22 protein-coding genes are annotated in these 25,649 nt (G+C 68.5%); 9 read left to right on the top strand and 13 right to left on the bottom strand.

What is annotated here, in order from left to right; genetic code table 11:
- Nucleotides 1–737: 737 nt before the first annotated feature.
- The 5 genes from ACFXI3_RS00810 to ACFXI3_RS00790 all read right to left on the bottom strand — a co-directional run bounded on the left by ACFXI3_RS00810 (nt 738) and on the right by ACFXI3_RS00790 (nt 5,791).
- The gene (locus ACFXI3_RS00810; protein ID WP_378397224.1) at nt 738–1,553 is read right to left on the bottom strand and encodes a DNA-methyltransferase; all 816 of its coding nucleotides are present in this window, start codon (nt 1,551–1,553) and stop codon (nt 738–740) included.
- A gap of 128 nt (nt 1,554–1,681) precedes the next feature.
- Nucleotides 1,682–2,719: a DNA-methyltransferase gene (locus ACFXI3_RS00805; RefSeq protein ID WP_378397222.1), complete on the bottom strand. Its 1,038-nt coding sequence runs from the start codon at nt 2,717–2,719 to the stop codon at nt 1,682–1,684.
- Nucleotides 2,716–3,951, bottom strand: coding sequence for a DNA-methyltransferase (locus ACFXI3_RS00800; protein ID WP_378397221.1), 1,236 nt, complete (start codon nt 3,949–3,951; stop codon nt 2,716–2,718). Before ACFXI3_RS00800 ends, ACFXI3_RS00805 begins: the two co-directional genes overlap by 4 nt.
- A gap of 111 nt (nt 3,952–4,062) precedes the next feature.
- Complete coding sequence (locus ACFXI3_RS00795) at nt 4,063–4,983, bottom strand: DNA methyltransferase (protein ID WP_378397219.1); 921 nt, start codon at nt 4,981–4,983, stop codon at nt 4,063–4,065.
- Nucleotides 4,976–5,791, bottom strand: a complete 816-nt coding sequence (locus ACFXI3_RS00790) for a hypothetical protein (RefSeq protein ID WP_378397217.1) — start codon at nt 5,789–5,791, stop codon at nt 4,976–4,978. Before ACFXI3_RS00790 ends, ACFXI3_RS00795 begins: the two co-directional genes overlap by 8 nt.
- A gap of 690 nt (nt 5,792–6,481) precedes the next feature.
- On the opposite strand from ACFXI3_RS00790, the gene ACFXI3_RS00785 reads away from it, so the two are divergent.
- From ACFXI3_RS00785 to ACFXI3_RS00745, 9 genes are all read left to right on the top strand, one after another.
- Nucleotides 6,482–7,504 (top strand): hypothetical protein, encoded by a 1,023-nt coding sequence (locus tag ACFXI3_RS00785; RefSeq protein ID WP_378397216.1) that lies wholly within the window; start codon nt 6,482–6,484, stop codon nt 7,502–7,504.
- Nucleotides 7,505–7,665: 161 nt separating this feature from the next.
- Complete coding sequence (locus ACFXI3_RS00780; protein WP_378397214.1) at nt 7,666–7,995, top strand: pilin; 330 nt, start codon at nt 7,666–7,668, stop codon at nt 7,993–7,995.
- 4 nt (nt 7,996–7,999) lie between these two features.
- Nucleotides 8,000–10,159: a hypothetical protein gene (locus ACFXI3_RS00775; RefSeq protein WP_378397213.1), complete on the top strand. Its 2,160-nt coding sequence runs from the start codon at nt 8,000–8,002 to the stop codon at nt 10,157–10,159.
- Nucleotides 10,156–11,319 (top strand): PrgI family protein, encoded by a 1,164-nt coding sequence (locus ACFXI3_RS00770; RefSeq protein WP_378397212.1) that lies wholly within the window; start codon nt 10,156–10,158, stop codon nt 11,317–11,319. Before ACFXI3_RS00775 ends, ACFXI3_RS00770 begins: the two co-directional genes overlap by 4 nt.
- Nucleotides 11,316–13,226: a VirB4 family type IV secretion system protein gene (locus ACFXI3_RS00765; RefSeq protein WP_378397211.1), complete on the top strand. Its 1,911-nt coding sequence runs from the start codon at nt 11,316–11,318 to the stop codon at nt 13,224–13,226. The genes ACFXI3_RS00770 and ACFXI3_RS00765 overlap by 4 nt, the downstream gene beginning before the upstream one ends.
- A gap of 90 nt (nt 13,227–13,316) precedes the next feature.
- Nucleotides 13,317–14,156 (top strand): hypothetical protein, encoded by an 840-nt coding sequence (locus tag ACFXI3_RS00760; RefSeq protein ID WP_378397209.1) that lies wholly within the window; start codon nt 13,317–13,319, stop codon nt 14,154–14,156.
- 42 nt (nt 14,157–14,198) lie between these two features.
- Nucleotides 14,199–16,703, top strand: coding sequence for a type IV secretory system conjugative DNA transfer family protein (locus ACFXI3_RS00755; protein ID WP_378397208.1), 2,505 nt, complete (start codon nt 14,199–14,201; stop codon nt 16,701–16,703).
- Between the two features lie 67 nt (nt 16,704–16,770).
- Nucleotides 16,771–17,805 carry a replication-relaxation family protein gene (locus ACFXI3_RS00750; RefSeq protein ID WP_378397207.1) on the top strand — a complete coding sequence of 345 codons (1,035 nt, stop codon included), beginning with the start codon at nt 16,771–16,773 and terminating at the stop codon, nt 17,803–17,805.
- Nucleotides 17,806–17,811: 6 nt separating this feature from the next.
- Entirely contained in the window at nt 17,812–18,765 is a 954-nt protein-coding gene (locus ACFXI3_RS00745; protein ID WP_378397206.1) for a M23 family metallopeptidase, read from the top strand.
- 103 nt (nt 18,766–18,868) lie between these two features.
- Here ACFXI3_RS00745 and ACFXI3_RS00740 read toward each other — a convergent pair whose 3' ends face one another.
- From ACFXI3_RS00740 to ACFXI3_RS00705, 8 genes are all read right to left on the bottom strand, one after another.
- Nucleotides 18,869–19,144 (bottom strand): hypothetical protein, encoded by a 276-nt coding sequence (locus tag ACFXI3_RS00740; protein WP_378397205.1) that lies wholly within the window; start codon nt 19,142–19,144, stop codon nt 18,869–18,871.
- A 479-nt stretch (nt 19,145–19,623) separates the two neighbouring features.
- A complete protein-coding gene (locus tag ACFXI3_RS00735) occupies nt 19,624–20,208 on the bottom strand; it encodes a hypothetical protein (RefSeq protein WP_378397203.1) in 585 nt (194 codons plus the stop codon).
- 81 nt (nt 20,209–20,289) lie between these two features.
- A complete protein-coding gene (locus ACFXI3_RS00730) occupies nt 20,290–21,342 on the bottom strand; it encodes a DUF3560 domain-containing protein (RefSeq protein WP_378397202.1) in 1,053 nt (350 codons plus the stop codon).
- Nucleotides 21,343–21,416: 74 nt separating this feature from the next.
- On the bottom strand, nt 21,417–21,911 hold the full coding sequence (locus tag ACFXI3_RS00725) for a hypothetical protein (RefSeq protein WP_378397200.1): 495 nt from the start codon (nt 21,909–21,911) through the stop codon (nt 21,417–21,419).
- A 257-nt stretch (nt 21,912–22,168) separates the two neighbouring features.
- Nucleotides 22,169–23,254: a DUF932 domain-containing protein gene (locus ACFXI3_RS00720; RefSeq protein WP_378397199.1), complete on the bottom strand. Its 1,086-nt coding sequence runs from the start codon at nt 23,252–23,254 to the stop codon at nt 22,169–22,171.
- 23 nt (nt 23,255–23,277) lie between these two features.
- Nucleotides 23,278–23,685: a hypothetical protein gene (locus tag ACFXI3_RS00715; RefSeq protein WP_378397198.1), complete on the bottom strand. Its 408-nt coding sequence runs from the start codon at nt 23,683–23,685 to the stop codon at nt 23,278–23,280.
- A gap of 43 nt (nt 23,686–23,728) precedes the next feature.
- Nucleotides 23,729–24,493, bottom strand: coding sequence for a hypothetical protein (locus tag ACFXI3_RS00710; protein ID WP_378397196.1), 765 nt, complete (start codon nt 24,491–24,493; stop codon nt 23,729–23,731).
- A gap of 35 nt (nt 24,494–24,528) precedes the next feature.
- Nucleotides 24,529–24,687 carry a hypothetical protein gene (locus tag ACFXI3_RS00705; RefSeq protein ID WP_378397195.1) on the bottom strand — a complete coding sequence of 53 codons (159 nt, stop codon included), beginning with the start codon at nt 24,685–24,687 and terminating at the stop codon, nt 24,529–24,531.
- Nucleotides 24,688–25,649: the final 962 nt, after the last annotated feature.

Genomic DNA, 25,649 nt, shown 5'->3' with positions numbered 1-25,649 from the left:
GTCGTCGGTCACGTCCGCGCCCGCCCGGACGAGGCGTCGCATCTCGTCGATGTCCGGGAACTTCTCGCGATGGGCGAACGCCGCGGCGATCACGTCGCCGATGTCGCGCCGCAGCTCGGCGTCGTCCTCGTCCGCGATCGCCAGCAACCCGCGCACATGCTCCAGCTGGCTCTCCGCCGCAGCGGCCGAGTCGAACCCGCGGCGTCGTCGCGGACGCCGCTGCCCCGCCACGTCAGGCGGAAGCTCGACCCGGAAACCCCATTGGCCGTGCTTGTAGTTCTTCAGCTTCGGACACGCGCTGCCCAACGGTTTCCTGTTCTCGTCCCGGCAATTGCACGTCCGGTACACCGACCCCTCGGTCACCGCACACCATCCCCTCGTCGCAAGGTCTCCTGTGGAACCAGCGGATCTGATCGCTGGGGAGAACATGCTCGCGCTGCGACCACCCCTCGGGGAAGCCCGAGCTGCAGTCGGATCACCCGAACCGGCGAACCGGCCCCGCGGGCGAACCTGTTACGTCGTCGGCGGTTCCAGACCGAGAACCCCCAACAACCCCGCCGTCGGGACCCTCCATCCTGTTCCCGCTCGCAGGACCGGGCACGGGAAATCCCCGGTGCGCGCGAGCGCGTAGGCCGTCGTCCGCCCGATTCGCAACGCCCGCGCAGCTGTCATCAGATCCACCACCGCCGGCAACGACGCCACCTCCGCCACCGTCATCGGCGCCGGCTCCTGCGCGGTCACGACGCCGCCGCTTCCGCGAGCCGCTTCCGCGCCAGACCAGCGCACGCAGGATCCAGATCCACGCCGACGAACGAACACCCGTGCTCCAACGCCGCAATGCCCGTCGTTCCGCTGCCGCAGAACGGATCCAGCACCACTCCCCCGCGCGGACACCCCAAACGCACGCAACGCCGCGCGATCTCCAACGTCCCCGCCGCCGGATGCCCCGTGCCCGAACGCCCCGCTGGCACCCGCCACACATCCGACCCGACCTCGTCGGCATCAGACTCCGGCGCGAACCAATGCTCTGGTGACCGGGTCAGCAGGAACACCGTCTCGTAACGCTGCGCGAGCCGGTCCCGCACGCTCTCCGGCCGCGCGTTCGGCTTCTCCCACACCACCGCGTTCCGCACCAGCCACCCCCGCTCCTGCAACGCCAACGCCACCCGCCACGGCACCCCCACCAGATCCTTGCGGCGAAACGCCGACTGCGGCGGCCGATGCACCCCGTACCCGCTCGCCGCCCGCGCCGCCGCCGTCCTCGCCACCGACCCGTGCGCCACGTAATTCCCCCACGACCCGCCGAAACAATCCCCCAGATTCAGCCACACCGTCCCGCCCGGCCGCAGCACCCTCGACACCCGATCGAACACCTCGACCAGACGCGCCACATAAAAATCCACAGTGGACTCCGCCCCGAACTGGCCCGCGACCCGATAGTCCCGCAGGCCCCAATACGGCGGCGACGTCACCACGCAATCCACCGAACCGCGCGGCATCCCCGCCACCACCTCCACAGCGTCCCCCACGCACACCTGCAACGAACCGCTCATCGCTCGCGCTGCCGCCAGCCCACGACTGCCCGCCTGCCCTGTGCGACAAGAGGACTTGGCATTCTCAGGCGACGCGCCGCGAACAACGGCATCCCCACGCTGACCGGCGAGCGCGATGCCTTTGTCCGTCATCGCGTCCCTCCCTCGTCGTGGCCAGCGTTGGCGATGCGCCGGAGTGCTAGCTCGTGGTAGGCGGGATTGGTGTCGATGCCGGTGAAACGCCGGCCGAGTGCGCGAGCGGCGACACCGGTGGTGCCGCTGCCGCTGAACGAGTCGAGGACATGACCGCCGGGCGGGCATCCGACCGCGATGCAGCGCCGCGGGATCTCCACCGGCGAGGGTGCGGGATGCCAGGTGCGGGTGCGGTCGGGCGGGATGGTCCACACGTTGCCGGGATTGCGGCCACGTTGCCCGTCGGCCGGGGTGCGAGGCCAGGTTCCGCGAGAGGTGTTCGGCTTGGTGCCGCCGGGATGGGCGCGGCGGGACAGGGCGCGGTCGCCGGGGCAGGGCTGCCGGATCGCGTCGAGGTCGAAGTAGTAGTCCGGCTGCGTGACGAACAGGAAGAGCATCTCGTGCCGGGTCGCGAGCCGATCGGAGATGGGCGTGGCGTGGGGTTTGTTCCAGACGATCGCCGACCGCAAGATCCACCCGTCGTCCTGCAGCACGAACGCCAGCCGCCACGGCATGCCGAGCAGATTCTTGTGCGGCACGTCCGCTCGCGACCGGTAATGCGGCTGCCCCGTCTGGCCGGGAGCGCTGCACCAGTAGCCGTCGGAATTGGTCGAGTAGCTGTCACCCAGGTTGATCCACACCGTGGCCCGCGGGGCGAGGACCCTGCGGGCAGCGGCGAACACCCCGCGCAGGGTCTCGATGTAGTCGTCCGCGGTCGGTTCGAGCCCGATCTGTGGGTGCTCGCGCCAGGCCCCACAGTCTCGGCAGTGCCACCGCCTGGCATCCGCATCGCGGAGACTGGCGGGCCGGTGGCGGCAGCCGGACCGGCCGCCGGACCAGGTGTCGGGTGCGTAGTCGCGCAGCCGCCAGTAGGGCGGGCTGGTGACCAGACAGTCCACCGAATCCTCAGGAAGCTTCCGGATCGCGGCTTCCGCGTCAGCAGTCACCAGCGTGACAGCGTCGTCCCCCGCGGCGCTTGCAACGACGGTAGTCATGCGGCCCTGCCGGTGTCCTGGGCGGACAGGCCAAGACGGCGCAAGCCGATGGCGTGGAACTCCGAGTTGAGGTCGATGCCGAGGTAGGAGCGGCCGAGCTGACGCGCGGCCAGGCCGGTGGTCGCGGCACCGCTGAACGGGTCGAGCACCCTACCGCCGGCGGGGCATCCGGCGGCGATGCAGCGCAGCGGGATGTCGACCGGGAACGCAGCGAAGTGCGCCTCCCGCAACGGGCGGGTGGGAATCGACCAGACGTCACCCGGATTCTTGCCACGAGCATGCGCCGCGGTGTGCCGCACCCCGGTCGGGCGCAACGCGTCCCCCGGTTTTTTCCCGGCGAACGGCTCGGTATTCCGGTATTTGCCGTACACGCTATGTCCGCGGCGGCGCGCGGTCGCGCCGATCCCGCCGTAGCGGCCCTTGTTCGCGCCGCCGATCACGCTGCCCGCTGTGAGGGCTTCCGGGTATGCGCGTGGTTCGCGGATCGGGTCGAGGTCGAAGAAATACTTCTGCTGTTTGGTCAGCAGGAACAGCATCTCGTACCGGTTCGAAAGCCGGTCGCGCACAGATTCGGGCATGGCGTTGGGTTTGTGCCACACGATCGCATTGCGCAGAATCCAGCCGTCGGCCTGCAGTGCGAACGCGACCCGCCACGGCATGCCGACCAGGTTCTTCCGCGGCAGGCTCCGGGTGCGCGCCACTCCGGCCCGGCGCACCGATTCCCGCAGCAGTGCCGCCGCGCTGCGACCGGCCAGGGTGCTCGTACGCATCGGAGCACCGGTGCGGCCGGGCGGTTCGGCAGAATACGAGTCCCCCAGATTCAGCCAGACCGTGCCGGTGTCGGACAGGACACGGTGCAGCTGCGCGAAGACCTGCCGCAGCCGGTCGACGTAGTCCTGCGGGGTCGCCTCCAGGCCATGCTGATCGTCCTCCCGGCAGGCGCCGCACCGACTGCAGCGATGCGGCGCGCCACCGCGATGCGCCGCCGACGCGGGAGAGACGAGACCGGGCTGTATGGACTGGGGAATGTTGCCGCCGCGTCCGGTCGCGGCCAGGTGCGCGCAGCCGGGATCTCCGCCGACCCAGCTCCCGGTCCCGTAGTCGCGCAGCCCCCAGTACGGCGGACTCGTGACCACACAGTCCACCGACTTCTCCTCCAAGCCGGCGAGGGTCGCGGTGGCGTCGCCGGTGTAGAGCGTGACCGTCTCGTCGCGGTAGTAGGCGGTGTCCATGAGATTCGCTCCTTCGGCGCGGTGGGTTGAGGTCGCGAGCCGCGGTAGGTCGGCTCCTGTCGCTGCGTACAAGCGGGCACTGACGGGGGTGGTGGGTGACGCGGCGCGCACTCAGGCGGCGGCCGAATCGCGCCGTGGCCTGTGCCAAGGGCGGTGCGGTCGTGACAATGCGGGCAGCGCCGGGAGGGACTGGTTCAGGGCCGGATCGGCGGCGTCGGGATCGGCCCGGAGCACCAGCGCGGTGTGGTGTGCGGACAGCGCGACCGGATGCCCGAGAACGCGTTCGGCGCGAGCGGCGGCGCGGCGCTGCGCCAGCGACCCGTGGGTGTAGGTGCGGCCTCGCCGCACCGTGGCGGTCAGCGCCGCACACCGCGCGATCGGTGCCAGCCCGGCCGCGGTGGCCGCCGCCGCGATCCGGCTGGGAACGTCAAGCAGGTCGTGCCGCACGAGGTGGCGCTGCGGGGCGCTGGTGACGACCACGTGCCCGCCCGGACGCAGCAGCGGCCGGTACTGCCCCAGCAGTCCGTGCAACCGCTCCAGCGCGCCGTCGAGGTCGTCGGCCGGACCGGGGCGCAGCGTCGTCAGGAGGAGATCGATCCGCCCGGTCAACCCGGCCGTGGCCGCGGCGGCGGCTGTTCCGGGGCGTCGGTCGAGGATGAGGACCATGCCGTCCACGAACACCCCGTGCGCCTTCGCGGCGGTCACGTTGGCGCGCGCCAAGCGCCACCACCGGCGCTGCCCGGTCAACCCGATCGCGTGCCGCCCGGCCCGGAGCGCTTCGACGACCGTCGTGCCCGCGCCGCAGTCGGGATCGAGCACGACATCGCCGGGCCGGGTCAGCGCCGCGACGGCGTAGCGGGCGATCGCCGGGGCCATCAATGCCGGGTCGGCGCCGGTGGCGTCGTGGTAGCCGCCTTCGGTCAGCTGGGCCGCCAGGCTGTCGGTCCCGGTCGGCCACACCGACGTCACGACCGGGCCTTCGAACCGCTCCCCCGCCGCGCGGGAGAGTCGCGTGCCGCCGTGCTTAGACATCCGAGGTCTCCTTCCCCTCGATGAGACCGTCGTCCGCCGCGTCCGGCGACATTCGCCCGAGCAGAACGAGGTCGTGGTGCACCAAGCGCAGCGGCGGCACGGTGGCGGCGGCGCGTGGAGAGACGTCCGGTCCAGGGACTTCGATGCCCGCCTGCCCGGCAGTTGCGCGGCGGTCCTCCGGCGGGGTCGGCACCGGTGCAGCGAGCACGGCGATGTGATCGAGACACCGCAATCCGCAATTACCCGATGTGTTCTGCAAGGCAGGGTGCGGATCGCGCAGCCGACCAGCGCGGTTATCGCTGTATGTGACTGTCGCGAGGAGGCCTCGCGGGGCGAGCAGGTGGTCCCAGTCGGTGTGCGCGAGCCAGTGGGTGGTGTGCGGATGGAGCGCGGTGATGATCAGGTCGAACCTGCCGCGCGGTCGGTCCCCGTCGCGATGTCGGGGAGGAGCGGAGTCGGGGTGCGGGTCGATGATCGGGTCGAGCCCGAGCCGGCTGAGTCGGGGTCGCGACCCCGACTCGACTCCAGCAGGACGGGGCGAGTCGGTGTGCTCGGCAGGGTCGTCGGGGGCGGGTGCCGCGGTCGCGGTGTCGGCGCCGCGGCCGAGCCGGGCGACGGTCCAGACCGCTTCGGCGAGGCCGGCGTACGGGTCGGCACCGGGGGTGCTGCCGACCGCGCGCCGACGAGCGCGCGGCGATGGCGGCGGAGTGAAGAGCAGGACGCGGTCGCCGGGGCGGGTATACGTCGTCACGAGGGTGACGATCGTGCGTCCGAGCCAGCCGGGAAGCAGTGCGGTGCCGGGCAGCATCTCCGCGTCGGCGAACGGCCAGAAGGTCGCCAGACGCGGCCGGCGAGCAGGTGTGTCAGCACCTGAAGCCGGCGAGGCTCGGTGCCGGCCGCGACGTGGGTTCGCCGTATCGCGACTCAGCGAGCGGCGGTGACGGCGTCCGGGCTCGGGATGCGGTATTGAAGTCATCGGCGGCCTTCCTCGCGGTGAGATCGGCGTGGTCTGCCAAGTCACCCCAAGAGGCGGGTTCTGAGGCCGTTTTTCGACACCGCCCGCCCAACTTTTTTCACAAACTCGCTAGCCCTGCGCGGTACGTAGCTGGAAACGCTTCCTAATACATCGAAACCTTTCCAAAATACAGACTGATTCGAGACAGCGCGGACGTGCAGCGGCACACCGTCGAATCACCCGCATCCAGCCAGGAGGTATTTCTTACCTCAAACATGAAAACCCGGCCAGCACCACTGCGAACCCGCAGCGGCGGGCCGCCGACCGCCTGCTAAAGATTACTTAAACCACCAGATCAGAGGCCACTAAGACACCTCCAGGACAAGCCGGCCCGCGCAGAGCTTCCAAATCTCCCAGAGATTCGGTTTTAGCAACCGGTTTCACCTACCAATAAGATCGTCATTGTTCTTTTCTTGTTCTTTTCTTTTCGCCGCTCTGACGTCCTGACGGAACTGATTCCCAACTCCGGTCAGGAGCGCATCGATGACGAACGACGATATTGTTCCTGCGCCTATCCGGCCCAATCGCGAGGGGCACGACTGGCTGCCGCTGGACACCGCGCGCGACGCCTTCGGGTGGCTGGTCACCGGGCCGAAGCCGATGGCCGTGCACGGGGCCCGGTTCGCCGGGTTGCCGCGGCGTCCGGTGCCGCTGGACGAGTTGCGGGACCGGGTGATGAGCAAGCAGTGCCCGCTCCGCACGCGCGACGACGTGTGGGCGCACCTGGTGCTGCGTTCCCGCGCGCATGGGGGTGCCTGGACGGTGGCGTGCGTCGGGATGGCGCTGCCGTCGCTGGCCTCGAGTGCGCGGTGGCTGGCGGCGCGGTATCGCGGCGATCGCGCGGACGCGCACGCGGCTGTGCTCGCCGGGTTTGTCCACGCGCTCTCGACGGTCGATCTGGGTGACCCGGCCATCGCGGTGCGGCTGCATTTCGCCGCGCGCCGAGCCGGGCAAGCGGCGCTGGAGGAGTCGCTCGACGCTCCGATGCCGGCGGGCTCGGGCTATCACTCGGCGGCGCCGCGCCCGCCGTACGGGCACCCCGACTTGGTGCTCGCGCGGGCGGTCGGTGAGCAGATTCTCACCCCCGTCGAAGCGGACCTGATCTCGGCGACCCGGCTCGGAGACACCTCGGTGACCGACTGGGCGCAAGCCCACGGCACCGCGCTCAAGACCGCGTTCAAGGCGCGTGATCGAGCCGAAGACCGACTCGTCGCGTGGCTGCGCGATCAGCTCGCCGACATCGACTCCGAAGACCCCGTCGCCGACGCAGCTGTCGCGGCTCTGGCCGTCGACTCGCCGGATGCTCCCGCCGAGGAAAAGCCGCACTTGTCACGCGCTGTGAGCGGTCGTCTGCGCAACGGCCGGCCAGCTCCTTCCAGGAAATCGTCACGGGCGGTGTCGAAAAACGACCCGAAATCCGGCCTCTTGGGGCGCGGGGAGGCCCCATCCGGCTCTCCGCGTACCGCCGAGCACGAGCCGACTTCGGAGGTGCGCCGATGCGCGTGACACCCCATCCCCAAACGCAGCACGCCACTGCGCCGCCGCGCTCGCCCGCGTCGAGCACATCCGATCAGGACCGGCCGCACGCGGGCGTCGTCAGCCGCTCACGGCCGACGACACACGCGGATGCCGCACACCCATGTCATCGGACCTCTCGACTGCGACCGGTGGTCCGCTCGCTGGTCTTCGCGGTACTCGGCTCGGCCCTGCTCAGCTCGCTCGCCGCGGACGCGGCGCAGGCCTCGACACAGGTGCTCGCGATCGCGGCAAGTGTCGGGCAGGTCTTCGACAACATCCGCAATTGGCTGCTCGGCATCCTCGCCGGGCTGGCGACGGTGTTCCTCACCGTCGGCGGCGTCCGGTACCTGATGGCCGGGGGCGACCCCGGCGAAGTCGAGAAAGCGAAGACCGCGTTCAAGAGCGCCGGGTGGGGCTACGGGCTGGCGGCGCTGGCGCCGCTCGTGGTGGAAATCCTGCGCGGGATTGTCGGTGCCTGAGGCCATGACCGCGACCCGACGCCCCCGCGTGCCCGAGCCCGATCGCGGCGAGCCCTGCACCGGCGCGCGCCCGGCGGACCCGGCGCGCCGGGAGCGGGTCCTGCTCGCCCCGCAGCGCGCCGGCCGGGGTTCCCGGCGGAGGCTGGTCTGGCTGCTGGCGCTGGGCCTGACGGTGGTGCTCGGCGGTGTGCTGGTTGTCAGCGCGTGGGCCTCGCCCGGCGCGGCCCAGAAGCCCGATGTGCAGCAGGCGGCGCTGGCGCAGCCCGCGCCGCAGCAACCGCCGCCGTTGCCGGTGCCGCCCGATCCCGGTAACTCGTGTGCGCCGAACTCGCCGGACCCGGCGTGTCACTTTCCGACCGGCGCGCCGCGCCCGTCGGTCCCGGCGACGCCGTTGCCTCCGGTCACCGAGCTGCCGCCGCCGACGAGTTGCTTCCCCGGCCAGATCGGGTGCACGCCCGGCGGCCCGGCCACCGCGCCGAGCACGAGTGCGAACCCGCCGTGCACGGGCGAGGACTGCATCCCGCAGCCCACCCCGCCGCCGAGCACGAGCCCGCAGCCGGGCGGTCCCAGTACGGGAAACGGCGATCCCGACTGCGGGCTGACCAACATCACCGGCTGCATCGCCAAGGCGATCAACGGGGTGTTCAAGGATCTGGTCACCGCCGCGCTGTCGCCGATCCTGGAATTGCTCGGCCACACCGTGCTGACCACACCGACGCTGGACCAACTGCCCGGCATCGGCGAGCTGTGGGACAACTCGTGGCAGATCGTGCTGGCCTGCTACGGAATGCTGATCCTGGTCGCCGGCATCGTGGTGATGGCGCACGAGTCAGTGCAGAGCCGGTACTCGATCAAGGAGATCGGCCCGCGGATCCCGATCGGCTTTCTCGCCTCCGCGCTGTCGCTGTTCTTCGCCGAGAAGCTCATCCGGCTGGCCAACGCGCTGTCCGCCGCGGTCCTCGGAGACGGGGTGAACCCGCCGTCGCTGGGGTCGACTCTCAAGGACGCGGTCGAGGGCGCGGTCTCCGGCGGTTTCTTCATGATCCTGCTGGCGCTGGTGCTCGTGGTCGTCGGGATCGCCCTGCTGGCTGTCTACGCCGTCCGAGTCGTCATCACGCTGATCCTGATCGTCACCGGTCCGCTGCTGTTGATGTGCCACTGCATGCCGCACACCGACGGCATCGCCCGATGGTGGTGGAAGGCGTTCGGGGCGACGCTGGCGATCCAGGTCGCGCAGTCCCTCGTGCTGATCACCGCCGTGCGGACCTTCCTGGCCGGCGGGGTGCGTCTGTTCGGCTCGACGCTGTCCGCGCTCGGCATGGTGATCGCCGCGATCGCTTTGTTCTACATCCTGTTCAAGATCCCGTTCTGGTTCCTCTCGGCCGCCAGGATCGGCAACGGCCGCTCTCTCCTCGGAAGCCTCGTCAAGACCTACATCGCGGCAAAGACATTCGGGATGGTCGCCGGGAAGTCCGGTCGCTTCGGCAAAGCCAGCACGGCCGCCGGCGGCGGCAAGGGGAACAGGGGCGGCGGTGGCCGGGGCGGTGCTGCTGCCGATCCGCCGCCGCCCCCGCGGCCGCGGAGCCCGCGGACACCGGAGGCGGTCAACAAGCGGATGCAGGCGGCCTACGACGCAGAGCGCGCCCGTGCTGCCCAGCAGCCCCGCCCGCCCTCGCAGCGACCGGAGTTTCTGCAGCCCGGTCCGCAGGAGACCACCCACGACCCGGCCGTCACCCCGGCCGCCCAAGGACCCGCCATGCCCGAATTCAGTTCCGCATCCAAGCCCACGACTGCGGTCCCGCCGCCCGCCGGTCGGCGCCGCAAGCAGGCCCCGACGGCGCCCCGGTTCCAAGCTCCCCGTGCGCCGCGCCGCGCCGGCGGTGCCGCGCCCCCGGCTCGACCGGTCGCGACGGCCGCGGTTCCCCCGCACTTGCGGTTCCAGCCGCCAAGGCCGGAGCCGCCCTACGTGTCCCGGCCGGTCACGCCCGCGACTGCGCCGCCTGCCGCACCGGTGTTCCGGACCGCGCACCCGCAGCCGTGCCTCGGCGACGCCCGCCCGCGCACGCCGTCCGTGCCGCCGGTGACGTTCCGGGCACCGACCACGCCACCGGCACCGCCGAAGTCCGTGCCGAAAGCCCCGCCCCGTGGAGGTGAGAAGTCATGACCCAGCCCGTGCGCATTCCCTCTGATGTCGATCGCGAGGATCGCGTCCTGGCCAACCTCACCGCTCGCCAGCTGGCGATCCTCGCGGTGACCGGGATCGTGCTCTACGGCGCCTGGACGCTGACCCGCGGTGTGGTGCCGCTGCCGGTCTTCCTCGTCGTCGCGATTCCTATCGGTGTCAGTGCCGCGGTCCTGGCGCTGGGGCAGCGCGACGGCATGAGCCTGGACCGGCTCGTGCTCGCGGCCCTTCGCCAGCGGCTGCAACCCCGCCGCCGGGTGGCTGCCCCCGAAGGGGCACGGCCCGCACCCGAGTGGCTGGCCAGCAGCATCACCGCGACCGATGCCGCCGGTGCTGCGCACAGGCCGGAGGTGTCTCCGGCGGCGCTGCGGCTGCCCGCGGAAGGAGTCACCGAGACCGGTGTCGTCGACCTCGGCCCCGACGGGGTCGCGATGGTCGCGGTGGCCAGCACTGTCAACTTCGCGCTCCGCACGCCCGGCGAGCAGGAGGCGCTGGTCGCCAGTTTCGGCCGGTATCTGCATTCGATCTCCGCTCCGGTGCAGGTGCTTATCCGGGCCGAACGGCTGGACCTGAGCCGGCAGATCAGCGACCTGCGCGAGGCCGCCCCCGGGTTGCCGCATCCGATGCTCGAAGCCGCCGCGCGGGAACACGCGACTTACCTCGACCAGTTGCGCCGCTCCGCCGATCTGCTGCGCCGCCAGGTGCTGCTGGTGCTGCGCGAACCGGTCCGCGCCACGGGGCCGACCGACGGGCTCGGCGGCCCGTCCCCGCTCGCCGCGCTGCGTGCACGACGCGCCCGCAGCCGGGACGGCGAGGTCACCGAGACCGCACGGCGCTCGGCGGAAACCCGGCTCGTGCGGAGGCTGGGCGAAGCCACCGAACTGCTCTCCCCGGCCGGGATCACGATCACGCCCGTGGACGCCGGGCAGGCCACCGCCGTGCTGGCCACCGCGTGCAACCCGGACAGCCTTGTCCCGCCCTCAGCGGGCCTGGCCGGCGCGGACGAGGTGATCACCACCGCCGCCCCGGACTCCGGCGACGAGCCACCAGTCCATCACCGAAGCACGGCCAGCCGGGGCAGGCGCGACAGCGCGTCGCCGGAGCCGTCGGCCCTGGACGAATGGGAGGGCGGGGACCTATGAGCAGGAAGCTCGGCCGTAATCGAGGCCACAGGACGCCGCACACGAACGCACTGTCGGGCAGGGCCAGTGCGTTCACGCCGGATTCGCTGTCAGTCGCGCCCCGGCACCTGGAGATCGGCGGCGAATGGGTCTCCTCCTTCGCGATCACCGGCTATCCGCGCGAGGTGCATGCGGGGTGGCTGCAGCCGCTGCTGTCCTATCCTGGCCGCGTCGACGTGTCGCTGCACATCGAGCCGATCGACCCGGTCACCGCCGCCCACCGGCTCAAGCGCCAGCTGTCCAAATTGGAATCGGGACGGCGATACACCTCGGACAAGGGGCGGTTGCTGGACCCGATGGTCGAGGCCGCCACCGAAGACGCCTACGACCTCTCGGCCCGCGTCGCCCGCGGCGAAGGCAAGCTGTACCGGCTCGGGCTGTACCTGACCGTGCACGCCACCAGCGAAGCCGATCTCGCCGAGCAGGTCGCCGCAGTGCGGGCGCTCGCCGCGTCGCTGCTGATGAACGCGCAGCCGACCACCTACCGGTCACTGCAAGGCTGGGTGTCCACCCTGCCGCTCGCGCTCGATCTCATCGGCATGCGCCGCACTTTCGACACCAGTGCCCTGGCCGCCGCGTTTCCCTTCACCAGCCCCGATCTGCCGCCCGCCGACCCGACCAGCGTCGCCGCACCGGCCGGTGTGCTCTACGGATTCAACGTCGGCAGCCAGGGCTTGGTGCACTGGGACCGATTTTCCGCAGACAACTACAACGCGGTGGTGCTCGGACGCTCCGGCGCGGGCAAGTCCTACCTGGTGAAGCTGGAAACCCTGCGCAGCCTCTACCGCGGGGTCGAGGTCGCGATCATCGACCCGGAAGACGAGTACCGACGACTCGGCAAGGCCATCGGCGGCACCTACATCCACCTCGGCGACCCCGATGTCCGCATCAACCCGTTCGACCTGCCGATCGCCATCAGGCCGGACGGGCGCCGCACCGCCCCCAAGGACGCCCTGACCCGCCGGGCACTGTTCCTGCACACCGTCATCGGGGTGCTGCTGGCCACTGAACTGTCCGCGCAGCAACGAGCCGTGCTCGACCGGGCGATCATGGCCACCTACCTGGAAGCCGGGATCACCAGCGACCCGCGAACCTGGGGCCGGCAGGCGCCGCTGCTGGCGGATCTCGCCGCGGTCCTCGCCGGCACTGCGGACCCGGTCGCGGCGGACCTGGGCGCGCGGCTGCATCCGTTCGTCGAGGGCGCGTTCTCCACGATGTTCTCCGGGCCGACCACCACGCGGCCCGAGGGGCACCTGACGGTGTTCAGCCTGCGCGACCTGCCCGACGAACTCCGGCCGATCGGCACCCTGTTGACGCTGGACACGGTGTGGCGGCGGGTGTCCAACCCGGCCATCCGGCGGCCGAGGCTGATCACGGTCGACGAAGCGTGGCTGCTCATGCAGGACCCTGCCGGGGCGCGTTTTCTGCACCGGATGGCCAAAGCAGCCCGGAAACACTGGGCGGGCTTGACGATCGCGACCCAAGATGTCGGCGACGTCCTCGGCACGGAACTGGGCAAGGCAATCATCGCCAACGCCGCCACTCAGGTTCTCCTACGCCAAGCGCCGCAAGCGATCGACGAGATCGTGGCGACCTTCAACCTGTCCGAAGGCGAGAAGCAGTTCCTGATTTCCGCGGACAAGGGACAAGGTCTGCTCTCGACCGGGACGCAGAGAGTCGCGTTCCAGTCGCTGGCTTCGCCGCAGGAAAACGCGCTCATCACAACAGATCCGGCCGAGTTGGCGCAGTACGCGGAACACGAATCTAGCACGGACGACGGTGCGTTTGTCGATCTCGGCATCGACGACACCGAGCTGACGCTTGATGCGGACGCTGACGGTCACGTCGACCTCGGCGGCGCTGCATAGCCCGCCCCAACCGCTGCGGATCGATCCCTTCAACCACAACGTTTCTGCTCGTTTCTTGCACCCCGACTGACTGCCTTTGCGAGGTGTCGCATGTCTTCTTCCGCCCACGTACCTACGATTCCGGCGCGGCCAGCCCGGTTGCTGACGCAGAACCGGGAGATGCGCGCCATCGGTGTCTGGAACTGGACCCTTCCTGCGCTAGCCGCCCGGTTGCCCGACGGACGGACGCAGGTGACCTGCCCGGCGGCGAGCGCGTGCACTCGGATCTGCTACGCGCGCAACGGAACTTATCTCTTCCCTGCGGTCAAAGCCAAGCATACTGCCAATCTCGCGTACATTCTGGACGATCTTCCCGGTTGGACAGAGGCGATGATCCGCGAACTGTCGGCGCCGCGCCTGGCCGGGAAATTTGTCAGGGTGCACGATGCCGGCGATTTTTTCAGCGATGCCTACACTTTGGCGTGGTGTCGCGTGATGCGAGCCTGCCCACAGGTGACTTTTTATTGCTATACCAAGGAAGTTCGCCGTTTCAAAAGGCTGATCGAGCCTGACCCGCCGGAGAACTTCCTGTGGGTGTACAGCTACGGCGGTCGCGAAGACTCCTTCATCGATCCCGACCGTGACCGGGTCGCCGACGTGTTTCCTGACGAGGACGCCATCACCGAGACCCCCGGGTGGTCGTCGCAGGAAGCCTCGGATCTGCTCGCCGTGCTCGGCCCGCGACTGGTCGGGGTGCCCGCGAACCGCATCCCGCAGTTCCTCAAGCGCATGGGCGGGCGGCGGCTGTCGCAGTGGCAGGCCGAGATCGACGCCGAACGGGCACACAGGCGGCGCCGTCATCTGCGACTCGTGCCCAGCGACCCGTCCGCTCCTGCCCCGATGCCGCAAGGCCAACGGAGCGCGGACGACGCCGGACGATACGCGGCCTGAATCCGCGCCTTTGCGACTTTTCCTTGCGAGAAGGGATGTCTGGTGTCATCCACTCAGTCTGTGGTCGCTTCGGCCAGAACGCTTGCGTCACCGTTGCAGGACTACCTGCGCGATCCCGGTGCCGCAGTGCGCGCTGTCGTCGCGGCAGTGCGGGAATTCGCGCTGTCCTGGGGGCTGTTCGTCGGGCCGGCCGTTGCGCTTGCGGTGGCCGGCATTGTGGTCGGGCGACGGTGGTGGGCGCGCCGGTGCCATGGCCGGATGGCCGCCGACGCCCGGGTGGTCACGGTGCTGGCTCCGCCGACGGTCGATCCGGACGGTGCGGCGGCCTTGTACGCCAACCTGGTCGGGCTGTTGCGGTCCGGCTGGAAACGGCGGATGCACGGCCAGCCGCACATCGTGTGGGAGTACGTGTTTTCCCATGCCGGGGTCGCGTTGCGGCTGTGGCTGCCGGGCGTGGTGCCGCCCGGCATGGCCGAGCGCGCCGTCGAGGCTGCCTGGCCCGGCGCGCACACCCGCACCGCACCGGCCAAGCCGCCGATCCCCTTGGCCAATCCGCCGGGCAAAGCGGTCGAGGCCGTGGGCGGCGAACTGCGCCTGGCCCGCAGCGAGGCATTGCCCATCCGGTCGGACTTCCCCGCCGATCCGGTCCGGGCCTTGCTGGGCGCCCCGACCGGCATGGCCACTCATGAACGTGCCGTGGTGCAGATCCTTGCGCGCCCGGTCTCCGGCGCTCGTGTCCGCACAGCCCGCCGAGCCGCCCGCCGGGTGCGCGCGGGCAGCTCGGTCCGGCTGGCCGGGCGCCTCCTGGACCTGATCACCCCGCACACCGGATCGCGCCGCAAGCCCGGCACGACCGTGAAGCGGCCGGTCGTCGATCACCAGACCTCGCTGGAAACCTCGGCGCAGGACCGGGTCATCGTGGCCAAGCAGCGCAGCTCCCAGTACGAGACCCGCATCCGGTACGCCGTGGCCACCCTGGTCGACGAGCACGCGACCGGCGCGGAGCGGGTTCCGGTGCGCGAGCACCTGCGCGGACGCGGGCATGCCATCGCCAGCGCGTTCGCGGCCTACAGCGAACACAACTACTACCGCCGCGTCCGGCTCAGGCACCCGGTCCGGGCCGTGGCCGAACGACGCCTCACCTCCGGTGATCTGCTCTCGGTCCCGGAGCTGGCCGCGCTCGCGCACGTCCCGACCGACGAGGCCGTTCCCGGCCTGCAGCGCGCCGGAGCGAAGGCGGTGCCGCCGCCACCGGGGATCGCCACCGAGGGCCCGGGAGTGAAACCGATCGGGATCACCGACTCCGGCCACGCCCGGCCGGTGGGGCTGCGCGTCGCCGACGCGCGCCATCACCTGCACATCCTGGGTGCGACCGGGTCAGGCAAGTCCGAGCTGATGGCGCGGATGATCCTCGACGACGCCGACGCCGGCCGCGGCCTGGTCGTGATCGATCCCAAGGGAGACCTGGTCACCGACACCCTGACGCGCCTGCCCTCGCGGCTCGGGGAGAAGGTCGTGCTCTTCGACGCCGACAGCCGCTCCCGCCCGCCCGTGCTCAACCCGCTCGAAGGCGACGACACCGCCCGCACCGTGGACAACCTGGTGTCGATCTTCTCCCACGTCTACGCCTCCAGCTGGGGGCCGCGGACCGAGGACATCCTGCGCTCGGGGCTGCTGACCCTGCGCGAGCTGCCCGGCACGCCCACGCTGACCGATCTGCCGAAACTGTTGACGGTGCCCGCTTTCCGGCAGCGTGCGCTCGAACAGATCTCCGACGATGTCCTGACCGGCTTCTGGCACTGGTACGACGATCTGTCCGACGCCAGCCGGGCACAGGTCGTCGCGCCGCTGATGAACAAGCTCCGCGGCCTGCTGCTGCGCCCGTTCGTACGGGCATCACTCGCCGGCGGCGAATCCACCGTGGACATGGACGCGGTGCTCGACGGCGGAATCTGCCTGGTGCGCCTGGGCAAAGACGCGCTCGGAATGGACACCGCACGGCTGATCGGCTCGATCGTCGTGGCCCGCACCTGGCAGGCCGCCACCCGGCGCGCCCGGATACCGCAACGCGACCGGCACGATGCCTCGCTCTACATCGACGAGTGCCACAACTTTTTGAATTTGGCGTACCCGATGGAGGACATGCTCGCCGAAGCCCGCGGCTACCGGATGTCGATGACGCTCGCGCACCAGTACCTGCGGCAACTGCCGCGCGAACTAGAGGAAGGCATCAGCACCAACGCCCGCTCGAAGATCATTTTCTCGGCGTCGCCCGAAGACGCCCGGCACCTGGCCCGGCATACCGCGCCCCGGCTCTCCGAACACGACCTCGCCAATCTCGGCCGATTCCACATCGCCGCGCGGCTGGTGCTCGACAGCGAGGAAGCTCCCCCGTTCACCGCAGTCACCGAGAAACTCCCGCCCGCGATTCCCGGGCGCACCAAGAAGATCCGTCGGCTCGCGCTCGTGAACACCCAGCCTCGAAACACGCCCGAACCGGCCGAGCACGCCCAGCCGGTGGCGTTCGATCCGCGCCGAGCGGCCTGACCCGCTCAGCTTTTCCGTTTGCCCGCAGGGCGTTCCCGCGTCCCGCGCGTCTGGAGGTGCACTCACGATGGTCAGCAATCCCACCCCGCAGCGACAATTGCGGGCACATCGGCCCGAACGAACTGCGGCGCGGGTGCTCAACACGGCCGAGCATCACGCGTGGCTGGCCCGGCATCTCACCGACCGGGACCGGTGGCTGTGCCGAATGCTGTTCGAGCACCACGTGCTCACCAGCACCCAGATCATCGACATCGCCTTCACCGGTCGCCGCGGGGCGAACCTGCGCCTGCGCAACCTCTACCAGTGGGGCGTGCTGCACCGGTTCCAGCCGCACCGCGACCGCGGCTCGCACCCGATGCACTACGTCCTCGACACCGCCGGAGCCGTCGCGATCGCCCGCGAGGACGGCATCGACCCCAAGGAACTGGGCTACAGCCGTGAACGCGAGATCGGACGCGCGTTCTCGCTGCAACTGGCACACACCGTGGGCTGCAACGGACTGTTCACCACCCTGATCCGCCGAGCACGCCAGCCCGGCGCCGCTGGTGCGCTCGCGGCCTGGTGGTCGGCCGCCCGGTGCAGCCGGCACTGGGGCGACATCGTCACCCCGGACGGCTACGGCCGCTGGCGCGAGGCTGGCAGGGACGTCGAGTGGTTCATCGAGTTCGACTTCGGCACCGAGCAACTGTCCCGGCTAGCGGGCAAACTCGCCCGCTACGAACGGCTGGCCGCGGTCACAGGCATCACCACACCCGTGCTGGTGTGGCTGCCCAGCGCCCGGCGCGAAGTCAATGCACGAAGCGCGATGGCCGAGGCGCTGCGCGGTCTCGACCGGCCTGCACGCGTACCCGTGGCGACCAGCAGCGGCGAGGCCGCGGCTGACCCGCTCGACATGGCCGCGCCGCGCTGGCGACGGCTCGACGAGTCCGGCACCGCCGGTCGAGTGGCGCTGACGGACCTGCCCGCCCTCTGGCCGGGCCTGCGCGCCTCGGCTCCCGGCGGTGGGCAGCGTCCGGCGGCCGCGACGCCCGTCGCCACGCGTGCGGAGGTGGCCCCGCCCTCCCCGATGCCCCCGCCCGACCCCGCGCCTCCGTGGAGGTGATGCGTCGTGGGCAAGGTGGCCGCCGCCGGCGCCGGGTTCGTCGTCGTGATCATGCTCTTCATCGGCGGTGGCGCCATCGCTGTGGTTCAAGCCGTGTTCGGCAGTTCCAGCAGCGCTGGCGGGGGCCTGAACTGTGCCCCTGCCGGAGCGAGCGCCACCTCCGCCGCGGGGTACGGACCGCAGGAGATGGGCAACGCGGCGACGATCGTCGCTGTCGGCAAACGGATGAACGTGCCCGAGCAGGGCTGGGTGATCGCGGTCGCCGCGGCGCTCACCGAGTCGCGACTGAAGAACCTGAACTACGGCGATCGCGACAGTGTCGGCCTGTTCCAGCAGCGTCCCTCGCAAGGCTGGGGAACGGTCGCGCAGATCATGGACCCCGCCTACAGCAGCGAGCAGTTCTACCGGCATCTGCTGGCGCTGCCGAACTGGCAGAACATGCCGGTCACCGTTGCCGCCCAGACCGTGCAGCGATCCGGTTTTCCTGACCGCTACGCGAAATTCGAGCCAGCAGCGCGCCAGATCGTCGGGGCTGTCCAAGGCGCCGCCTGCACGACCAATGCGACGACCGGCGGCTGGACGACCCCCACGAGCGGCACCTGCACCTCCAGATTCGGGTACCGCGGCAACGAATTCCACAAAGGACTCGACATCGCCGCTCCCATCGGCACGCCGATCCTGGCAGCCAACTCCGGCACGGTCATCAGCTCAGGCCCGGCGTCCGGTTACGGGCTGTGGGTCCGCATCCAGCACGCAGACGGAATCGTGACGATCTACGGCCACAACGACAACAACCTAGTACGCGAAGGACAACTCGTTCGGGCTGGCCAGCCGATCGCCGCGGTCGGAAACCGGGGAGCCGCCAACGGAGCACACCTGCACCTGCAGATCGAGGCCAACGGGCAGGCCGTCGACCCCGTAGAGTTCTACCAGCAACGAGGAGGCCAGCTCTGCCGCTAGGTGTGTGTACCGTCGCGTCGCCCGGAAGAGCCTTCGTGACACTTCCGGAGCGTTCCGGCGCATGAACCTAGTCTCCGACGGTCGTCCAGACGCGTGAGTCCGGCTACTCGTCCGCCGGGGCACCTTTGAGGTGGTTGTAGAGGTTCGCGCGGCTGAGGCCGACCTCCTTGGAGATTTTGGTCTTCGGCACACCGGCCTTGTCCGCTTCACGGATATCGGTAAGCCGCTCCGTTCGTTCGGTCTTCCGCTGCTGGAGCAGGATTTCCCGCATCTCCTGCAGGGAGCTTTCCACCTCGCGGATGCTCTCCAAGGCGGTTTCGATCGCTTCGATGCGCTGTCGGCGGGCGCGCAGCTGCGCGATGTGCTCGTCCTTGTTCATCTGCGCCCCTCTCTCGCGTGACCAGGGTTCACCGACCTCTGGGCATGGCTGACCATCTGTTTGCCGCCGTGTAGCCCTAGACACCTTACCGAGACAGCCCCGCGGTCAGCAGGGGTGTGTCGTGACCAGCGATTCCTAGTAGCGACACGCCCCTGCTGCCCTGGTCCAACGGTCCCGGCGCGTCATCGGAGTCCGCGGGTGGCGGTGACCTCGTCGGCGCAGGCGACGGCGGTGACCATCATGGTGCGCAGCAGTTCGCTGGTCCCGGCAGACTTTCGCCGAGGTGAACAGCCCCGGGACCGCTTGGACACGGTGGCAGACCTCGACGATCACGGGTGCCTCGCTCTGAGCGGCGACCAGGCGTTGACATGCGTAGCCACGGTACGGCGAGTACTCCGCCGTAGTTGGCGACCTCCCGCAATTGCGGCCCGCCGCACGCAACGACCACCGCGAGCCCCCGACCAGGACTTCCACAGTCTTCATGCCTTGCCGCTTATCGCACTATCTCCATCTATGACCAGTTCATCACGGGCAAGCCGGAGGAAGTCACTGCGGAACCGGCCTATTCTCTCCATTGCTTCCTTGGGCGTAAGACTTCCGGCCGGCTCTCCGGTCCTGGGGTCGTTGACGTCGACGCCATACATCATCGCGGGAAGCAGCCACATGTCAGACATTCCTTGCGAGAAGAACCTGTGCATGCCAGCTGAACAAATCAATTGAACCTCGGCCGCTTTTTCCCGAATGTCGGTGATATTTCTCAGATACTCCGAAGCGGCATTTTTATTCGGTTCCTTGCCGCTGAGGTCGCGAAGGCGGTCAAGCAGCGAATGAGCCCGGTTCAAGGCTTGAAGCAGTTGGCCAAAGATCAATACTTTCGTATCGCGGTCGAGCTTGGCGGACTCACGCTTGTTCTCCCGCTCCCACCGCACGTCTTCGCGTTCCAGTTCCCGGTGCCAGCGCCGATCTTCGCGCCAGGCGTTGACGAGTTGGCCCGCGATTACCCCAACGAGCCCGATCACGCCAACAACGATCGGCACCCATACCGAGACTTGTCCGCTTTGCATGTCTCGCAACGTATCGCGCTGCCCAGGTGGTCTCGTTTCGCCCCATCACGTCCAGGTACCTCTGGTTCCGGAGTACGTGCATCAGTTGATCCGGTCGGTGCCTGGTGCCTCGTACGCCTCGACGACCTCCGACGGCATCTGCTCCGTGGTGCGGTGGCCGCGCAGCTTGTGCCAGGCGACAGTCCAGGTGGCCTCTTTCTCTCCGCGTCGTGGCGGTGGGAAGACCGGGTTCGGCACGGTCACCGACTTCTTGTTGACCCGCCGTACCCGCATCCACATGCCGTTGTAGAGCACCCAGTCGCCTTTGCTCACGGTGTCCGGCCCCAGCGTGGACGCCTTGCCCTCAGCCTGGAGTTGGGTGTAGATGCCCGTCCAGTAGCCGATCTGCTCGGTGAGGGTGGTGATTTCGCGCCGCAGGTAGACCGCGCGTTCCTCGCCGGGGTGCCGGATTCCCCAGAGGTGCCGCGGCCGGCCGTGCTCGTCGGTCTCGGTCACCCAGCCCGGTTCGCCGTCGAGTTCGCGCTGAAGACGCCGACGGTTGGCTTCCTGCTTCTCGATCCGGTTGGCCACAGTAACCGGGTTGTTGCGGGCACCGACGTGGTGTGAGGCCGTTTCTGCGCGACGCGCCAGCTCGTCGGCGTACTCGCCTTGCTTGATCGACTTGCCGAGGTTGTCCCAGGCGCGCTCGCGCCGGTTGCGGTCGGCCTTGTAGCTGTGGTGACCAACTAGCAGCGGCTGGCCCATTGGGATGTTGTGGAAGACGTAGTCGGCTTTCGCCCGCGTAGCGTCTGCCTGGGCCTGGTGCTTCCCAGAGCGCTCGGTGAGTCGATCCACCCGGTCATCCATCCGGTCGGCGAGATCGGTTTCTTGCTGTTCGACGCTGGGCATGGTGTCGTCGATATCGCGCTCGACGGTGTAGCCCGCGTCGGTAAGCACGCGCTCGATGTCGGCGATGGCGTACGGCTTGGACTGGCGGTGCCGGGAGGACCGCAGCAGCCACGCTGTGGCGTAGCGGGACCAGGTCCACGACGGGTGGGCCTTCAGCGCTAAGTGCGCAGGACTGTTGCGAGTGGTGCCCTCGACGGTGGTGCCGGACTCGTAGTCGTGGTGGATTGTCAGAGTTCCCAAGGACATGGCGATGTGCCTCCTTCACTTCGTTTCGCATGTGGTGCGGGCCGTCCTGTTCGGTCCGCCCAAATCCGGGCGGGTCAGTGGTCCTGGTCCCAATCCACCGTTCGCGGGAATGTCGCCAGGAACGCAGCGACACGGGCGGCGTCGCCCGGGGCGACCGAGAAGGCGAATGCCACGCGTCCGCCGTTGCGGGGCACCGTGGCGGTGCCGGCCAGCGGCCCCTGGTAGCGCACGATTGCTTCTTGCGGGTCGTGGCCGAGCGGGCTGGGTCCGGGCGTGTGGACGGTCGCGCCGAGCGGGCCCGCGATGGCGTGCGCGAGGCGGTCGCGTGCGGCGGCCTGGTCATCGAGTCGTTGTTTCAGCTCGCGGGTTTCCGCGAGGGTGACTCGGTAGCGGGGCAGCAGTCGCCGGGCAGTCTCGGCGGCGACGGTTTCCGGTGTCTTCGCCGGGGACACCGTGATGTCGTGTGATGGCTCCGGGTTTCCGTGGCGGTGCCGGATTGTCGCCAGTTGGGCCGGAAGGCTGGCGGACAGCCTGAGCCGTGGTGTCTTCTCCCAGTCGGAGTAGCACACGTGAAGCTCTTCACCGTCTGGGCCGATGAGATGCCGGTCGCGGTGACCGTGGTGGCCCGGTTCGACCGTCCACATATCCCGTCGAGCGCTTCCGCCATCGCTGCCGCGAATGCCTGCATGTCCATGGGTTGGTTTCCTTCCTGTGTCGCGGATTTGTGTGCGCCGGAATTGGTTCGGGCGTCGGTTGTGGCCATCTCGCGGCCACGGCACCCGCGCGGCGGAGGGCCGCGCGGGCACCGAAGCGGCGACGGTCCTTGTCAGACCGAGGCCAGCACCTTGCCGAGCGTCGTCACGGTGTCCTGGTCGAGCGCGTCGGCTTTTCCGTCCACCGCGCGGGACATGTTGCGTTCGGCGCGGGAGGCGTTGCGCACGATCGCTTCGTGGTGGGTGTAGGTGTTGATGGCCTGCACCACTCCCCACGCGGTACCGCGCCACGGGCTGACCCGGTTGTCGGTGTTCCACAACCGGTTGAGCGCGGCCCGTTCGTTCGTTGCGGTGGTGCGGGCGCGTCCCTTCTCCTCGGGCATCGGGGTGTGTGCGTCCAGGAAGGCGCGCCATGCCTGGTCGGTCACGGTCGTTTCGCACAGGGCCTTGACCTCGGCGGCGAATTCCTCGGCCACGGTGTGGACCATGGCGAGCGCGTCGCGGGCCTCGACGATGCGGAACTTGCCGTTCTTGGAGTGCTTGACCTTGAACTGTTGGCCGTACTCGCGCAGCCCGGCCGACATGGTGTTGTCGCACACCACGTTGGTCACGGTGCGCTTGTAGGTGGTGGCAAGGCTGCCGTCGTGGCTGGTGCAGGCGACCAGGTTCGGCCGGAACTCCACGCCTTCCGGGGTGGTGATGTTCTCGGGCACTTCCACGCTCACCCATGCCTGTCGGCGGTCGCGCAGCAGGCCCGCGGAACCGATCGACAGACCGTCATCCAGGATCGTGCCGACCTTGTCCAGTAGCCATTCCTGGTACTGGTGCACGGTGTACCCGTCGGCGAAGATCCCGAGGACATCACCGGTATCCGATGCGGTGATGGCTTGCTTGTTGGGCACGCGGCGAAGGCCGAACTTGCCCGCCACAAGCACCGGTTCCGGTTCGGCGGTCCAGTGGAACAAGCGCCGCTGCACATCGGCGACCGGGATGGCTCCGGCGTAGTGGTTCGGCTCGCTGCCTTGCGCCGATGCCCGGTAGTGCCACGCGTGGCCGCGCTTGTCGGTGAACCCGATCAGAACATTGTTGTTGAGCCATTCGCTGGTTTCTTTGGACATGACAAAACCACTTTCGTTATAGGAGGTGCTATGGGAAACCGTTGTGCGGTCACGGCGTCCGCGCGCGAATGCGCGCGGCACCGAAACGCCACAACACGGTGCGGCTAGTTGCGGTAGTGAGATCGCATAGATTCTTCTGCCCGGCTCAGTGCGGCACGTTGCGAAAGCCACCGTTCGGCATCGCTGAAATGCCGGTGCCATTGCTCGGTTTCGTCGGGCTCAACCGAGCAGAACGCCAACCCGCGCCACAACCCGAGCCAGTGAAGGATCACGCGCACGTGTCGGTGCTCGGTCGCGTAGGCGAATACGGTTTCGTCGTCGGGCTGTTCATTCCCTTGTGGGCCCGATTCGGCGAGATAACGCACGACTAGGCTCACTAGTAGTTCATGGTGGGCCCCCATGGTCGACAGTGCTTGGTACGCGCGCCGGGCTCCGTGCTGGTTGGCGTAGTCACGAAAGATCGCGTATTGCCGGTCATTCTCGCTTCCGGCAACCGGATTTTTGGTATCCACGGTGTATCTCCTTTGTCCGCTACCCCTTGACGGGTCGCGTTCGTTACGCCACGTTTTTGCCGTAGGGGTAGACAACGGGGTAACAGTGTTCGCAGCCACGCAATGTTTCGCGAACGTCCGACATGGTTACGGTGTGATTGCCGTGCCGGTATCCGTCGACCATGACCGAAATGCATTCGCAGTCGTCTTCTGCGTAGTATTCGGCGCAGTCGTAATGCAGCGGCTCATCACAAGCGGTTTCGAGCCACTTGTCGCACTCGGCGCATTGCTGATAGCCCAGCTCGGACATGATGTGATCGATATCCCAGCTGTGGCAGTCGGTGCACAAGGTCTGTCCGTCATCGCTCAGCGCCGAAACGACGTCCGCCGCGATTTCCTGGGGCACGTCGTAGCAGTCGACCAGGACGCGCGCGGCGTTCTCGGATTCCCGCTCTGACAGGTCTTCGTCGTCGAGCAGCGGGTATCCGGCGAGCGCGGCACCGATACGGTCGGCGGCCTCACGTGCGGCGGAATCGCCGTAGTCGTAGGCAAGAAGGCCGTTCCACTCGGTTGCTTTTCCTGGTGCCGCTTCGTCCATGATTCGCATTGCCGCATGCCCGTTGGACACGTCCGCCAGGTGGGCGCACTGGTGTCCGGTGAGGTAGTCGCCGGGAATTGGCAGCGGATCACCACCTGATCCGAGAACGAATCCGAAGCCGGACCAGTCATTATCTCGGGCGCAGTCTTCACCGTCCCATGTCCCGTAACGAAAGTTCTGCCTGAAGAACAAGTGTGCATCTTCGGAAAACGAAATTTCAGGATTGTTCATGATTGACACTCCCAGCGGGTGTGGATTAGTGCGAGTCACAGGCCGCATGCGGCAAAGAAGCGGTCTCGGTCGAATCGGTGGTTTACTGATTTGAAGTACATGCACAAGGCGTCGGCGAGTGCTTTTCGTTCGTCGTCGGCGACAACTTCCCGACGTACGGAATCGGCAATTTCTTTGAAGTCTTTACGCGTCATGACAGGTCCTCCAATGGTGTTGTAGTTGCATGTTGTTTGGCGGTTCAGGCCAGTTGCGAACTGGTACGGGTCGAAATGTGGACACGTCGGTTGCGATTGATGCAAAGGGGATCATCTTCTATGTCCGTGCGATGCGTAACCGCAAGCGATAGCGCCCGGTCGACCGGTAGCGCGTTCCCTGAACCTCCCTAAAAGGGAAGCCGTTATGTCTAGTGCACAACGCAGGGAACCATGCCCGTAAGACATAGCGTGCTACGAACGGGAAAAAGCGCGACGCGCTTGAGAGAGTGACGTTCAATGTCGGCAACCGCTTTACACAATCCGGACGCCCACACGTTGTGACGTTTTTCGGTGCTAGACCACCATGTAGTTATCTTGGGGACACACCTATGGCAGGCATGCCTTTTATGCGCGCTACTCCGCTCTATAGCAAGGGATTCACATAACGGGGCTGCAAGCGCAGTTACTACGCATCCCAGACTGGAAATGCGCGTTTGGCTACGCGTCGTTCCCCACTACTGCCCTGCACGGTTTCGCTGCTGTCCGCGCGGCCCAAGCCGCTGCCCGCGCTATGCGGGTCTTATAGTTCGTAACGACCAAACCGTTAAGGAAAGAAAGGAAGGAGATCGCTCGCGGGACGCCGTGTCCCGGTCCTCACGCCCTTCTCTGTTCCATCCGCTCCGGCCTGTCTCGGTTACATGTCTAGGTTGACATACTGCCTAGACACTTTCAAGCCTCAGTCGGGTTCCGTTATCTCGCCGTTACCTTCGGCGTCGACCCCCTGCTCAGGGTCGGTCGGGCCCTTGATCTGGGAAGACGCAGGGGAAGAGAACGACCCGCACAGCGGCAGCCGGCACCCGCGCCCGCGACCCGCACAGCGGCAGCCGGCACCCGCGCCCGCGACCCGCACAGCGGCAGCCGGCACCCGCGCCCGCGACCCGCACAGCGGCAGCCGGCACCCG

The sequence above is a fragment of the Amycolatopsis sp. NPDC059235 genome (assembly GCF_042754125.1).
Taxonomy (GTDB): domain Bacteria; phylum Actinomycetota; class Actinomycetes; order Mycobacteriales; family Pseudonocardiaceae; genus Amycolatopsis; species Amycolatopsis albidoflava.
This window is presented reverse-complemented; position numbering and strand designations above follow the sequence as displayed.